Origin of the sequence: Martinezella paranaensis, from assembly GCF_014200235.1 — a bacterium.
Classification (GTDB): domain Bacteria; phylum Pseudomonadota; class Alphaproteobacteria; order Rhizobiales; family Rhizobiaceae; genus Rhizobium; species Rhizobium paranaense.
Genome location: NZ_JACHBI010000001.1, coordinates 286843 through 300584, shown reverse-complemented (window position 1 = coordinate 300584; position 13742 = coordinate 286843). Strand labels below are relative to the sequence as shown.

Annotated in this window: 15 protein-coding genes; 4 read left to right on the top strand and 11 right to left on the bottom strand. The window is 59.6% G+C overall.

Going from position 1 to position 13742, the window contains the following annotated elements; genetic code table 11:
* Positions 1 to 128: 128 nt before the first annotated feature.
* Positions 129 to 875, bottom strand: a complete 747-nt coding sequence (locus GGD50_RS01420; protein ID WP_107107351.1) for an SURF1 family protein — start codon at positions 873 to 875, stop codon at positions 129 to 131.
* A 7-nt stretch (positions 876 to 882) separates the two neighbouring features.
* Positions 883 to 1320 (bottom strand): DUF983 domain-containing protein, encoded by a 438-nt coding sequence (locus GGD50_RS01415; RefSeq protein WP_107107491.1) that lies wholly within the window; start codon positions 1318 to 1320, stop codon positions 883 to 885.
* 200 nt (positions 1321 to 1520) lie between these two features.
* On the opposite strand from GGD50_RS01415, the gene GGD50_RS01410 reads away from it, so the two are divergent.
* Positions 1521 to 2171 (top strand): chloramphenicol phosphotransferase CPT family protein, encoded by a 651-nt coding sequence (locus GGD50_RS01410; protein ID WP_107107350.1) that lies wholly within the window; start codon positions 1521 to 1523, stop codon positions 2169 to 2171.
* Positions 2172 to 2239: 68 nt separating this feature from the next.
* On the opposite strand, the gene GGD50_RS01405 is transcribed toward GGD50_RS01410, so the two are convergent.
* The 6 genes from GGD50_RS01405 to coxB all read right to left on the bottom strand — a co-directional run bounded on the left by GGD50_RS01405 (position 2240) and on the right by coxB (position 7552).
* Complete coding sequence (locus GGD50_RS01405; protein ID WP_107107349.1) at positions 2240 to 3118, bottom strand: cytochrome c oxidase subunit 3; 879 nt, start codon at positions 3116 to 3118, stop codon at positions 2240 to 2242.
* A gap of 62 nt (positions 3119 to 3180) precedes the next feature.
* A complete protein-coding gene (locus GGD50_RS01400) occupies positions 3181 to 3789 on the bottom strand; it encodes a cytochrome c oxidase assembly protein (RefSeq protein WP_107107348.1) in 609 nt (202 codons plus the stop codon).
* 9 nt (positions 3790 to 3798) lie between these two features.
* Positions 3799 to 3939 (bottom strand): hypothetical protein, encoded by a 141-nt coding sequence (locus GGD50_RS01395; RefSeq protein WP_034488087.1) that lies wholly within the window; start codon positions 3937 to 3939, stop codon positions 3799 to 3801.
* A complete protein-coding gene (locus tag GGD50_RS01390; RefSeq protein WP_107107347.1) occupies positions 3936 to 4895 on the bottom strand; it encodes a heme o synthase in 960 nt (319 codons plus the stop codon). The genes GGD50_RS01395 and GGD50_RS01390 overlap by 4 nt, the downstream gene beginning before the upstream one ends.
* Before the next feature lie 57 nt (positions 4896 to 4952).
* Positions 4953 to 6647 (bottom strand): cytochrome c oxidase subunit I, encoded by a 1695-nt coding sequence (gene ctaD, locus GGD50_RS01385; RefSeq protein ID WP_107107346.1) that lies wholly within the window; start codon positions 6645 to 6647, stop codon positions 4953 to 4955.
* A 14-nt stretch (positions 6648 to 6661) separates the two neighbouring features.
* Positions 6662 to 7552, bottom strand: coding sequence for a cytochrome c oxidase subunit II (gene coxB / locus GGD50_RS01380; protein WP_107107345.1), 891 nt, complete (start codon positions 7550 to 7552; stop codon positions 6662 to 6664).
* Positions 7553 to 7890: 338 nt separating this feature from the next.
* Between coxB and GGD50_RS01375 the strand changes: the two genes are divergently transcribed.
* Both GGD50_RS01375 and tldD read left to right on the top strand, forming a co-directional pair.
* Positions 7891 to 8523 carry an invasion associated locus B family protein gene (locus GGD50_RS01375; protein ID WP_107107490.1) on the top strand — a complete coding sequence of 211 codons (633 nt, stop codon included), beginning with the start codon at positions 7891 to 7893 and terminating at the stop codon, positions 8521 to 8523.
* A gap of 64 nt (positions 8524 to 8587) precedes the next feature.
* Entirely contained in the window at positions 8588 to 10003 is a 1416-nt protein-coding gene (tldD, locus tag GGD50_RS01370; protein WP_107107344.1) for a metalloprotease TldD, read from the top strand.
* A gap of 9 nt (positions 10004 to 10012) precedes the next feature.
* Here tldD and GGD50_RS01365 read toward each other — a convergent pair whose 3' ends face one another.
* Both GGD50_RS01365 and GGD50_RS01360 read right to left on the bottom strand, forming a co-directional pair.
* Entirely contained in the window at positions 10013 to 10330 is a 318-nt protein-coding gene (locus tag GGD50_RS01365; RefSeq protein ID WP_107107343.1) for a nucleoside triphosphate pyrophosphohydrolase family protein, read from the bottom strand.
* Positions 10331 to 10441: 111 nt separating this feature from the next.
* Positions 10442 to 11719, bottom strand: coding sequence for a D-alanyl-D-alanine carboxypeptidase family protein (locus GGD50_RS01360; protein ID WP_183937591.1), 1278 nt, complete (start codon positions 11717 to 11719; stop codon positions 10442 to 10444).
* 228 nt (positions 11720 to 11947) lie between these two features.
* Here GGD50_RS01360 and GGD50_RS01355 point away from each other — a divergent pair, with 228 nt between their 5' ends.
* Positions 11948 to 12994: a polysaccharide deacetylase family protein gene (locus GGD50_RS01355; RefSeq protein WP_107107231.1), complete on the top strand. Its 1047-nt coding sequence runs from the start codon at positions 11948 to 11950 to the stop codon at positions 12992 to 12994.
* Between the two features lie 120 nt (positions 12995 to 13114).
* Here the strand turns inward: GGD50_RS01355 and pdxH are convergent, their stop codons facing one another.
* A complete protein-coding gene (pdxH, locus tag GGD50_RS01350; protein WP_107107230.1) occupies positions 13115 to 13735 on the bottom strand; it encodes a pyridoxamine 5'-phosphate oxidase in 621 nt (206 codons plus the stop codon).
* Between the last annotated feature and the right edge of the window lie 7 nt (positions 13736 to 13742).

The following is a 13742-nucleotide window of genomic DNA, read 5'->3' as shown; positions in this document are numbered from 1 at the left end:
GGGAGCGAATCTGAAAGATCCCGACGAGCTTTAGTCCGCATGATCTTATCCAAAAACCGCTGCGCACTTTTTGGGACCATGCTCTAGCCGAATATTCCATCGAAATGAAGCTATTCTATTGCGCGAAACTATTGCCGGGGTGCGTCCGGATGACGTTTGCGCCACCAGGAGATAGCGACGATGGCAACCAGCGCCGCCGCAAGGCCATACCAGGTCACGGCATATTGCAGATGGTTGTTCGGCAGATCGACGATGGTGACGCCGCCGATCGGCAAGCCGGCAGGATTGAGCGTCTTGTCGGCATCGACGAAGAAGGGCAGCACCTTATCCCGTGGAAGCCCATCGCTGTCAGCCATGGCGTCCAGGTCTTTCCAATAGAATATGTTCTTCGCCAGATCATTGTCCGGCATGCCCGAGGGCTGGCCGGCGAGCTTGGCGCGGGCAAGGCCGGTGACGGTCTGTTCGTCCGTCAACTGCCCCTGCACGCGCATTTCCGGCTCCTTGGCGTCGTAGGGCACGAAGCCTCTGTTGACGAAGAGATAGCGCCCGTCCGCAAGCTGCAGCGGCGTATAAATATCGAAGCCGGAAGCGCCAGCGAAAGTCGCGAAGAAATGCCGTTCCTTGTTGTTGAGATATCGACCCGTCGCGGTGACGACGCGATATTCGATATCGCCGCCGGATGCGGCCATGGTCTCGATCGTCGATAGCGGCACGGGCGCAGCGGCCTGACGCTCGGCTATGTCGGCCAGCAAGCCTTCCTTCCAATGCAGCCGTTCGACCTGCCAAGTGCCGAGGACCAGCAGAATGCCGAGCGCCGTAAGCAGGATCAGCGCCTTGCCGATCTGCCAGAAAAGATTGGCGCGGCGAGCGGGCATGATCGCCTCAGTCACGATGAATGCGCCCTTCGCTGGCATTGTTGCGGTATTGCAGCGCGATCAGGATGCCCTTGCACCAGCGTAGCGACAGAAGCGACAGGATGATGGTCAGAGGGCCGAACAGCAGGATATGCACCCAGATCGGCGGCGCATAATTGACCTGCAGCCACAGCACCGAGCCAATCACGATAAAGCCGACGATGAGGATGACGAAGACCGCAGGCCCGTCACCGGCATCGGCAAAGGCATAATCGAGATTGCAGGCAGCGCAGCGCGGTTTCAGCGACAACAGCCCATCGAAGAGCTTGCCGTTGCCGCAGCGCGGGCAGCACCCCTGAATGCCGACCTTGAACGGATCGACGGGTGGAAAGAGGGCGTTGTCGCTGTTTGCCTCTTGATTCGGGCCTGTCCCGTGACCTTCGGGGCTGTCTTGCTCTGGGCTCAAAGTTTGATCTCGATCGATTACCATTCACGACGAGCGTCCGGATCTCGTCCTGTCATCATCAGTAGCCGCGATGCAGCCATCCGTCCAATCGAAAAGCATGGTGACCGCCGCGCCGCGAGCGAACATTGCCCGCAGCATGATGTCGCGGCCGATTTTTCCGTGCCGCTTGAAAATCGTGATCCCGGCCATAGAAAGAGGGTATGGACAATCATCAAGATACGAAGGTCGGTCAGATCATCATCCTGAACGGTGCACCGCGATCCGGAAAATCGAGCATTGTCGAAGCAATTCAGGCCAGTTTCGACGGGCCATGGATGAATCTGGGCGTCGACGCCTATGTGCGGCATATCACTCCGCAGCGTTACCGGCCGGGGATCGGTTTGCGGCCCGGTGGCGAGCGGCCTGATCTGGAGCCGCTGGTTCAGACATTCTATTCGGCGCTCTATGCCTCGATTGCGGCCCACAGCCGTCTTGGGCTCAACGTGGTAGCTGAATTCGGCCATCATGACGCCCATTCAAGGCCGCTCGGAATCCTAGCGGATTGCGCTCGCCAACTCGCGGGCCTGCCCGTTCTTTTCGTCGGGGTGCGCTGCCCGATCGAGACCGTCATTCAGCGGCGTTTGGCGGAAGGCGCTGAAAGGCGCAATGATTATGTCAGCGTTTCCGCCGATGCCCCGATTCCCGCACCGATATCAGCCTGGCAGGCGCAGGTGCATCGGCCCGGTATCTACGATCTCGAGGTCGATACCTCGGTCAAAACCGCGCAAGCCTGCGCCGAGGAGATCAGGCAGCTCATGGATCGGGGTGTTCCGCATCCGACGGCATTCGAGCGGCTTGCGGCAAGCGCTTGAGAGGCCCTTCTCACAATGAAAAAGGCGGGCGCCGAAGCACCCGCCTTTGATATTTCTGCGTCTGCCGCTTAGCCGGCCGCGACCGGCGCGCCCCAGCTTCCCCAGATGTAGATGCAGAAGAACAGGAAGAGCCAGACGACGTCGACGAAGTGCCAATACCAGGCGGCCGCTTCGAATCCGAAATGCTGCTTCGGCGTGAAGTCACCGCGAAGCGCGCGGATGAGGCAGACCAGCAGGAAAATCGTTCCGATCAACACATGGAAACCATGGAAGCCGGTCGCCATGAAAAAGGTTGCGCCGTAGATCGAGTTTTTGAACTCGAAGGGCGCATGCGCATATTCATAGGCCTGGACGCAGGAGAACAGCGCGCCGAGCAGTACCGTCAGGACCAACCCCTGGATCAGGCCCTTGCGGTCATTGTGCAGCAGCGCGTGGTGCGCCCAGGTGACTGTCGTGCCCGAGAGCAGCAGGATGATGGTGTTATAGATCGGCAAATGCCAGGGATTGAGGACTTCAATGCCCTTCGGCGGAAACTGGCCGCCAAGGAAGGCCGTTCGCGAAGCCTGTATCGCCTCGTTCGGAAAGAGGCTGACGTCGAAATAGGCCCAGAACCAGGCAACGAAGAACATCACCTCGGAGGCGATGAACATGATCATGCCATAGCGCAAGTGCAGCGAGACAACGCGGGTATGCGCGCCCTCATGCGCTTCCTTCACCGTATCCGACCACCAGCCGTACATGACATAGAGGATGATGGCCAAACCGATGAAGAACAGCCAAGGCTGCGCCCAATTCAGGCCGAACAGATGCACGGCGCCACCGTTCAGGTAGCGCATGAAGCAGACGCCGCCAAAGGTAATGACAAAGGCACCGAGGGCCGCTGTGATCGGCCACGGGCTGGGGTCGATGATGTGGTAATCGTGTTTCTTCGTATGCGCCTCTGCCATGTCAGCAATTCCCCGAATGACTTTTCCCATATCGCCTCCGGCTGAGCCGGAGGCACTCTCCATCAAAGTTTCTTTTCCGCCACCTTCGCTGCGTCGTTGGAAGCCACAGGCTTCGCGCCGTCGCGCGGATAGAAGGTGTAGGATAGTGTCAGCGCTGTGATCGTCTTGGTTTCTTCCGCCTTAGTGATCTCAGGATCGACGTAGAAAACCACCGGCATCTCGCGCTTTTCCCCCGGTGCCAGATCGGTCTCGTTGAAGCAGAAGCACTGCACCTTGTTGAAATAGGCGCCTGCTTCCACCGGCGAAACGTTGAAGATAGCCTGCCCGCGCGTCGGCTGGTCGGACTTATTTTCGACAAGGAACTTGATCTCGACCGTTTCACCGATCTTGGGGTCAACTTCCTTCTGCATCGGCTTGAAATCCCAGGGCACGCCCGGGGCAACATTGGCGTCGAAGGAGACCTTGATCGGCCTGTCGAGAATAACGCTGGACGCCTGATCGACGCGCTGCGTCGTGCCGTTGAAGCCGGTCACCTCACAGAAGATGCGGTAGAGCGGCACGGCAGCGGCGCACATGGCGCTCATGCCGATCACGAAGCTCAGGCACATGGCAACGACCAGACCGTTGTTGCGGCCGGCACTTCTTGCCTTGTTCGTTGTCCCCTCCTCCATCACGCCTCCTCAAACGTGTCCGGTGCCGACCTTGATGATGGTGATCGCGTAGAACAGGATCACCAGGCCGGCGAGCACCAAACCAAGCGCGATGTTGCGCCCTCGCCGTGATTTCTTTTGCGCTTCCGTGAGCTTGACGAGTTCGATCACAGCCAGCCTCCCGCACCGCCTGACATCAGCACTGCAACGAGCCGGTCGATCAGCAATGCCGAAAAGATTGCAAAGAGATAGAAGATCGAGAAGGCGAAGAGTTTCTTCGCCGGGATCATCTTGATATCGCCATCCGGCATGCGCCGAACAGCGATGGAACAGTATATGAAGACCGCGCCAAGCAGGGCGGCGACAACACCATAGCCGAAGCTTGCCAAACCGATGAACGCCGGCACGACGCCGATGAGGGCCGTCAATACGGCATAAGCGACAATCTGGTTCTTGGTGGTCGGCACGCCGGCGACATTCGGCATCATGGGTACGCCAACGGCTTCGTAGTCGCGCATTTTGAACAGCGCCAGCGCCCAGAAATGGGCCGGCGTCCAGAGGAAGATGATCAGGAAGAGCACGATGCTCTCCATCGTCACGCTACCGGTGACACAGGCCCAGCCGATGACCGGCGGGAAAGCGCCGGCAGCGCCGCCGATGACGATGTTCTGCGGCGTCGAGCGCTTCAGCCACATCGTGTAGATGACGGCGTAGAAGAAAATGGTAAAGGCGAGGATCGCGGCTGAAAGCCAGTTGACGGCCAGACCGAGGATCGTCACCGAAAAGCCCGACAGAACCAAGCCGAAGGCAAGCGCTTCGGAAGCCTTGACGCGGCCGGCGGGGATCGGACGGCGTGCCGTACGGCTCATGACCGCGTCGATATCGGCGTCGTACCACATATTCAGCGCACCGGACGCACCGGCGCCGACGGCAATACAGAGAATGGCGATCAGGCCGAGAACCGGGTTGATATGGCCCGGCGCCAGCACCAGTCCGGCAAAGGCGGTGAAGACGACCAGCGACATGACCCGCGGCTTCAAAAGCTCGAAATAATCGCGCGCACTCGCTTCCGACAGGCCAATTTCGCCTTTCTTCGCGAGCACTTCGTGATTGTCGATGACCGTCATTCTTTCATCCAATGTCCGTTAAGCCGGACGCCGCTTATCACGGCGTCCGGAAATAAGCTACTTGATGCGCGGCAGCTCTTCCCACTGATGGTACGGCGGCGGTGAAGGAAGCTGCCATTCCAGAGTGGTCGCACCCTCGCCCCAGGGATTGTTGCCAGCGACACGCTTCTTCACGAAAGCATCGATGACGCCCCAGAAGAAGAAGCAGAGGCCGACGGCTGCAACATAGGACCCGATGGAGGAAACATAGTTCCAGCCAGCAAAGGCATCCGGATAGTCGATGTAACGGCGCGGCATGCCGGCACGACCGAGGAAGTGCTGCGGGAAGAACACCATGTTGACGCCGACGAAGGTGATCCAGAAGTGCCAGTTGCCGATCTTCTCGCTGTACATGTAGCCGGTCATCTTCGGGAACCAGTAATACCAGGCAGCGAAGATGGCGAAGACGGCGCCGAGCGACAGAACGTAGTGGAAATGCGCGACAACGTAGTAGGTGTCCTGCCATACGCGGTCGAGACCGGCATTGGCGAGCTGCACGCCGGTAACGCCGCCCACCGTGAACAGGAAGATGAAGCCGATCGCCCAGATCATCGGCGTGCGGAACTCGATCGAGCCGCCCCACATCGTCGCGATCCAGGAGAAGACCTTCACGCCGGTCGGAACGGCGATGACCATCGTCGCGAAGACGAAGTAACGCTGCGTGTCGAGCGACAGGCCGACCGTGTACATGTGGTGGGCCCAGACGACGAAGCCGACGGCGCCGATTGCGACCATGGCATAGGCCATGCCGAGATAGCCGAAGATCGGCTTGCGCGAGAAGGTCGAGATGATGTGGCTGATCATGCCGAAGCCCGGCAGGATCAGGATGTAGACTTCCGGGTGACCGAAGAACCAGAACAGATGTTGGTAAAGGATCGGGTCACCGCCGCCTTCCGGCGCGAAGAAGGTCGTGCCGAAGTTGCGGTCGGTCAGCACCATGGTGATGGCACCGGCGAGAACCGGCAGCGACAGGAGCAGCAGGAAGGCCGTGATCAGCACTGACCAGGCAAACAGCGGCATCTTGTGCAGCGTCATGCCCGGAGCGCGCATGTTGAGGATGGTGGTGATGAAGTTGATCGCGCCGAGGATTGACGAGGCGCCGGCGATATGCAGCGCGAAGATCACCAGGTCGACCGCCGGGCCGGGATGGCCGACGATGCCCGACAGCGGCGGATACATCGTCCAGCCGCCGCCCGCGCCATAGGCACCAGCCGGGCCTTCGACGAACATCGACAGGATCAGCAGCAGGAAGGCGGGAACGATCAGCCAGAAGGAAATGTTGTTCAGGCGCGGGAAAGCCATGTCCGGCGCGCCGATCATGATCGGCACCATCCAGTTGGCAAAGCCGCCGATCATCGCCGGCATGACCATGAAGAAGATCATGATCAGCGCGTGGGCGGTGACGAAGACGTTGTACATCTGCTTGCCGCCATCGATGGAGGCGTCGCCCGAATAGCCGTAGACCATGGAGGCCAGACCGCTGAAGATCTGGATGCCCGGCTCCTGCAATTCCATGCGGATCGCGATAGAGAGCAGGAAGCCGACGATACCGGCAAAGATCGCAAAGATCAGATAGAGGGTGCCAATGTCCTTGTGGTTGGTCGAGAAGAACCAACGGTTCACAAAAGTGGGCGTATGAGAGTGATGGTCGTCATGCGCGTGAGCATCATGAAGAGCGTGCGAATGATCGTCGTGTGCCGTAGATCCAGCCATTATCCCTATCCCTCTTACTGAGCCGTGTTTTCAGCGACGTTGACAGTAGCCGGCTGATCGACGGCGGCCATCAGGGCCTTGTTTGCCTTGCTCAGGTCGCCGGCGGCGGTGGTCAGCCACTGCTGGTATTGATCCTGGGAGACGATGTGGATGGCGATCGGCATGAATGCATGGTCCTTGCCGCAAAGCTCGGAACACTGGCCGTAGTAGATGCCTTCATTGTCGGCCTTGAACCAGGTTTCGTTCAAACGGCCGGGAACGGCGTCGATCTTGATGCCGAAGGACGGCATCGCGAAGGAATGGATGACATCTGTCGGTGCGGCGGTAACAAGGACGCGCACGACCTTGCCGACGGGCAGCACCAGCTCGTTGTCGACGGCGAGAAGCCGCGGATATTTCGACCTGTCTTCCTTGCCGGCGGCGGCGCGGTCCTGATCCTTCAGCAGGAAGGAATCGAAGGCCAGCGGTGTGTTACCGCTGTTTTCATATTCATAGTTCCACTGCCACTGCGTGGCGGTCACCTTGACCGTAACGTCAGGATTTGGGGGGAACGTGAGCTGCGTGGTCAGAAGATCGAAGGACGGAACAGCCAGGAACAGAAGAATGAGAACCGGGCCGACGGTCCAGATAACCTCGATCAGCGTATTATGGCTCGTTCTGGAGGGCACCGGATTCTTCGATGCCCGGAACTTGACCATGACGACGATCAAAAGGACGAGCACCAGCAGCGTAATGGGAACGATAAACCAAAGCGTGTATGCTTCGAACCACCGTATTTGATGCATATTGCCGGTGGCTGCCTCTTGCAGGCCGGTTTCCCATGGTTTTGGCTGATCGGCATAGCTGCCGGTCGCAAAAAGCAGACAGGCGATAGCCGCCAGAGCTGCGTAAGCCCTCTTAATCACGATGTCTCTCCCTCCAGCGTTTGATCCCAGATCAATCTCAAACGCAGTATCCCTACATTCCATTGCGCTTCAAACCACAGTTTGGAGCACTCCGCAACAACTCACAACAGTTGTTCGTGCGGCATTTTTGCGCGAAGTGTAGTCCCCCGGCCCGCCGAAACATGGCAAGCATTTCATCATCATACGAAAAATTGCATCACGGTCCATCGCATTGCCGGGGCAAAATGGGATAGAGGTCGTATTTCCGCCGCAGTCGGTTGGAATTCAGCACGCGGGGCTTTTCATTTGCCGGCGTGGGCTTCAACAATAGCGGCACTGATTCGAATCTAGAGGTTTCCATGGGTTTTCGTTCCCTCGCCCGGCTTTGGTTTGTCAGCGCCAGCATCGCTGCCGCGGCCGCAGCACCCGTTCTGGCGCAGCAGGCACAGCAAACACAGCCGGCGCCGCAGGCTCAGCAACTGCAAACCCAGCAACCGCAGCAGCCGGGCCAACAACCGCCGGCGCATACCCAGCAGCTTCCGACCAGCCAGGTTCCACAACCGCCGGGTACGGTGCGTTCGAGCCATGGCGCATGGTCCGTGGTCTGCGACAAGCCGGCGGGCGCATCGACCGAACAATGCGCGCTGATGCAGAACGTCATCGCCGAGGACCGACCGGAAGTCGGTCTTTCGGTTGTTGTGCTGAAAACCGCCGATCGCAAGTCGAAGATTCTTCGCGTGCTGGCGCCGCTCGGAGTGCTGCTGCCGAATGGGCTCGGCCTCAATGTCGACGGCAAGGATATCGGCCGCGCCTATTTCGTGCGCTGCTTCTCGGACGGTTGCTATGCCGAAGTGGTGCTTGAGGACGAGTTGCTGAAAACGCTGCGCAGCGGTGCGACCGCCACCTTCATCGTCTTCCAGTCGCCGGAAGAAGGCATCGGCATTCCCGTCGATCTCAAAGGCTTCGCCGAAGGCTACGACGCGCTTCCGTAAATCGATAGGGCTTGCTCTCTCGTCATCCGAAACCTACATCGGCTCTGAACGGAGCACTTGATCCATGAATACCGATCTCCTTACCTTGTTCGATACCGACGAAACCAAGCTGCGCGGCATCGTCGCCGATGCGCTTTCCGGCGCCGACGACGGCGAGCTTTTCGTCGAGCATGTCCAGGCGGAATCGCTGACCTTCGACAATGGACGCATGAAGGGCGGCAGCTTCAACACCGAGCAGGGTTTTGGCCTGCGCGCCGTTGCCGGCGAAGCGGTGGGCTATGCGCATGCGGGCGATCTCTCCGAAGCGGCTCTCAAGCGCGCCGCCGATGCGGTGCGCGCCGTCACCAGTGGCTATGCCGGTTCCTACGCCGCCGCGCCTCAGCGCACCAACAAGGTGCTCTATAGCGACGAGAACCCGATCGGCAGCCCGAGCTTCGAGGACAAGGCGAAGCTTCTGCAGGAGATCGACAGCTATCTGCGCGACAAGGACAGCAAGGTCCGTCAGGTAACGGCTTCCATTGCTGCGAGCTGGCAGGTGGTCGATATCCTGCGTGCCGACGGTCACCGCGTCCGCGATATCCGGCCGATGACGCGCATCAATATCTCGGTGATGGTCGGCGAAGGTGACCGGCAGGAATCCGGTTCCTTCGGCACTGGCGGCCGCGTCGGCTTCGGCGATTTCGTCACGCAGGAAAATTGGCGCCGCGGTGCCGACGAAGCTTTGCGCCAGGCAATGGTCAATCTCGAGGCAATCGATGCGCCGGCCGGCACGATGGACGTCGTTCTCGGCTCCGGCTGGCCGGGCGTCATGCTGCACGAAGCTGTCGGCCACGGGCTGGAAGGCGATTTCAACCGCAAGAAGACCTCGGCTTTCGCCGGGCTTCTGGGCCAAATGGTGGCCGCTCCCGGCGTCACCGTCGTCGATGACGGGACGATCGAAAACCGCCGCGGTTCGATCACGGTCGACGACGAAGGCACGCCCTCGGCCTACAATGTGCTGATCGAAAATGGCAAGCTGGTCGGCTACATGCAGGACCGGCAGAATGCCCGCCTGATGGGCATGAAGGCAACCGGCAACGGCCGCCGCCAAGGCTATGCCCACACGCCGATGCCGCGCATGACCAACACTTATATGCTCGGCGGCGACAAAACGCCGGAAGAGATCATCGCCTCGGTGAAGAAGGGCATCTATGCCGTTTCCTTCGGTGGCGGCCAGGTGGACATCACCTCCGGCAAATTCGTCTTCGGCTGCACCGAAGCCTACCTGATAGAAGACGGCAAGGTCGGCGCGCCGATCAAGGGCGCCATGCTGATCGGCAATGGCCCGGATGCGATGAAGCGTGTCTCCATGATCGGCAACGACATGAAACTCGACACCGGCATCGGCAATTGCGGCAAGGGCGGCCAATGGGTCCCCGTCGGCGTCGGCCAGCCGCATCTGAGGATGGATCAGGTGACAGTCGGCGGGACGAAGGCGTAGCGGTTCCGACTACGTAGCGTTGCCTTCTTCCGGCCGGAACAGCCATTTCCGCTCTACCGCTGCAGCGAGATCGAGACCGTTGCGGTGGGCAAAGAGAAGGATATGGCCGAGCACGTCAGCCGTCTCGTCGGCGAGCGCGGTCGCCAATTCCTCATCGGTCATGCCCTTGCGTCTTCCCCGACCGGTCGTCTTGTTCCAGATCTGGGTGAGCTCGCCCATCTCTTCCTGCAGCTTCAGAACAAACCAGTCGGCGTCGCGCTCCAATCCATTGGCGGCGGCATAGGTGGCGGAAGCCTTTTCGAACTGCTGGATCAGACCTGACAACATCAATATCGTTCCCTGTATGTTCCTTACAGAAGTGAACGATTCTGCCGGAAATAGCAAGACGGCGGAGTTTATGGCCCCGCCGTCTTGATAGTTTCAAAACTTGATTTCCGCTCAGCCCTTGTTCGGCAGCAGCATGCAATTGAAATCCTTGCGCTTCAGTGCAGCACAGGCGGAATTCGCGTCATCGCGGCTGCCGAAGCCGACAAAGCGGGCGCGATAGACCGTGTTGCTGCCCTTGCCGACGGCTTCGGTATAGGGCGAAGCGTTGGCAAGCGCGCCGCCCGCCTTGGATTGAGCTTCAGACAGCAGGTCCTTGGCCGCCTGCGCCGTCGGAGTAGCCGCAATCTGCACCTGCCAACCGCCGGTCGCCGGCTTGCCGGCATTCTGGATTTCATCCATCGCCATCGGGCGATCCATCGGCACGGTCACATTTGTCGTGGCAGCATAGGCGAGTGGAGCTGAAGAGGGAGTGAACTCGGCCCGTTTGCGTGTCGTCGCCGTGGTTTGCGCATCGACGTCAACATCAACATCATCCTTCGCCGAAGCGACCTGCTTTGCACCGCCAACGCTTGCCATGAGACGCGACGATTCGGCGGAGGTCGCTTTCGGCACATAGCGATTGAGAAGCGAAGCCATGAAGGCATCGCGGCCGCGGGCAGTCGCTCCGCCCATCACAACGCCGATAACGCGGCGGTTACCCTGGCGCACGGCGCTGACGATGTTGAAACCGGAGGCATTGGTGTAGCCGGTCTTGATGCCGTCCATGCCCTCGTAGCGATACATCAGATTGTTATGACCACGAATTCGGCTGCCGCGATAGGTAAAGCCCGACTGTGAAAACAGCCGATATTCCTGCGGATAGTTGTTGATGAGCGCGACGGCGAGCGTGGACATGTCGCGCGCGGTCGTCACCTGCTCCATGCTCGGCAAGCCCGACGGATTGGTGAATACGGTGCGGCGCATACCGATTTCGCGTGCCTTCTGCGTCATCATGCGGGCAAAGCCGCTTTCGCTGCCGCCCAGCGCCTCGCCCATGGCAGTGGCGGCATCGTTGGCGGACTTGACGATCATGCCGTTGACGGCATCGCGGACGGTAATGGTGCTGCCCGGTTTCAGGCCGAGCTTGGTCGGGCTCTTACCGGAGGCGTTGCGCGAGACCGGAACCTCTGTGTTCCAACCGATCTTACCGCGATGGATCGCCTCGAAGGTCAGATACAGCGTCATCATCTTCGTCAGCGATGCGGGATGGTTGAGATCATCGGCATTATCGGAAGCCAAGACCTTGCCGGATTTCGCATCCATAATGAAATAGGCGCTGCCCGCAAAGCTCGCCACCGGTGCGCTCAACAGCAAGACGGCCGCAGAAAGGGCCATCAAAAGTTTTTTCATATTCGTCCCCAACTGAAACAAATGCCGATACACCGCATCAACCCAATGTACGCATTTGCGACAAAAGCCTGATTTCGGTGCGATATTGAGGCAACACCCTCGACAGAATTCCCAATTTTGCCTTTGCTGGTAAAATAACGGTTAACGTATTGAAAAGATGATGCAGATTCAGCAAGACTTAACGGCGGATGGGCTACAGCATGGTCATTCGTCAACCGGTTAAATCCCATGGAACAGGGCATCAGAATCCGTCTCAAGCGCGCGGTAATCTCCGGCGGGCTGGAAACCGCCGCAATTCTGAAAAACCTCGGCTTGATGCGCGACGTCGCCGGCCTAGGCGCCATTTTCACCCTGCATCATGTCCGTCCTCCCTTGTGCCGAACCTTCGCACCGAATGCGCATCTGGAAATTTCGCCAGAATTCCTTGACCGCGCGATCAGCCGGCTGAAACGGGATGGTTATGATTTCATCGCCCTCGATGCGCTGCCGGACCGTATCGCAAGTGATCGCAACAAGCCACCCTTTGCTGTTTTCACCCTCGACGACGGCAATCGCGACAATCTCGATCATGCGCTGCCGGTCTTTGCCCGGCACGGTATTCCCTTCACAATCTTCGTCACACAGGGCCTGTCGGAGCGGACACATAGTATTTGGTGGGAAACACTGGCCGACCTGCTCTGCCGGTTGGATCGCCTGACCTTCGATTTCGGGATAGGCCCGGAGAGCTTCGACCTCGACAAAGCCAGCCAGCGGCAAGCCGTCTTTGCCCGCTTCGCCGCCTATGTTCATGCCCATGATGAGACGGAGGCCGTTGGCCGGATCGACGAGCTCGCCCGAACGAACGGCCTGGAGCCACTCGATCTCGTGCGCTCAGCGATCATGGACCGGGAGGAATTGAAGCAGCTTGTCCGTCACCCGCTTGCCTCGCTCGGCGCCCATACGGTCAGCCACCGGGCGCTCGCTCGTCTGCCGGAAGCGGAAGCGGCTGCGGAAATGGCTTTGTCGGCGGATTATGTCGCTGACATCATCGGCGGGCGGCCAGCAGCGATCGCCTATCCCTACGGCACGGCCGATGCCGTCTCTCCTCGCGAAGCCCGGCTAGCGGCGGAACTCGGCTTTTCCGTCGGCGTTACGACCCGGCCTGGGACGATCGGAACGGCGAGTGCCGCTGCCCTCACCCATCTGCCACGACTGTCGTTGAACGGTCACTACCAGAAGGCCCGATATGCCTCGGCGCTTGCCTCCGGCATCCCCATGCGGCTGATGGGGCGCTAAAGCGCATCGCGATCTTTCAGAGTCGCTTGTTGCGCTTTAGATTCTTGAATTTGCGCATGTCGTTATCGCAAAACCGCTGAGCACTTTTGCGCGACATGCTTTGGGCATCGGCATAATCCGTTACGGATACATCCGCACCTTTTCCCAGGCGCCCTCCGGCACGTCACGGCGAAACTCGACGCGATCGTGCAGGCGGAACTGGCGATCGTGCCAGAATTCGATCGACAGCGGCCGGATGCGGAAGCCGGACCAATAGGCAGGGCGTGGAATTTCGCCGATGGCGTAGCGGGCCGTATATTCGGCGACGGCCTTTTCCAGGGCAAAGCGGCCTTCGAGCGGGCGCGACTGCTTCGACGCCCAGGCGCCGATGCGGCTGCCGCGGGCACGCGTCTTGAAATAGTCGTCGGCTTCCTTGTCGCTGACGACTTCAACCAGACCGCGCAGCCTGACCTGCCGGCGCAGCGATTTCCAGTGGAAGCACATCGCCGCTTTCTTTTGGGAAAGAATTTCTTGGCCTTTCCGGCTCTCGAAATTTGTATAGAATACGAATCCCTGGCTATCGAAACCTTTCAGAAGAACCATGCGGACATTTGGCAATCCATCCTTATCAACCGTTGCCAAGGCAACCGCATTCGGATCATTCGGCTCATTGGCTTCAGCGTCGCGCAGCCAGGAAGCGAAAAGCGCGAAGGGCTCGTTCTGCTCGGTGAAGTCACCGCTTGTTAACTCGTTTTCCGACATATTAGCT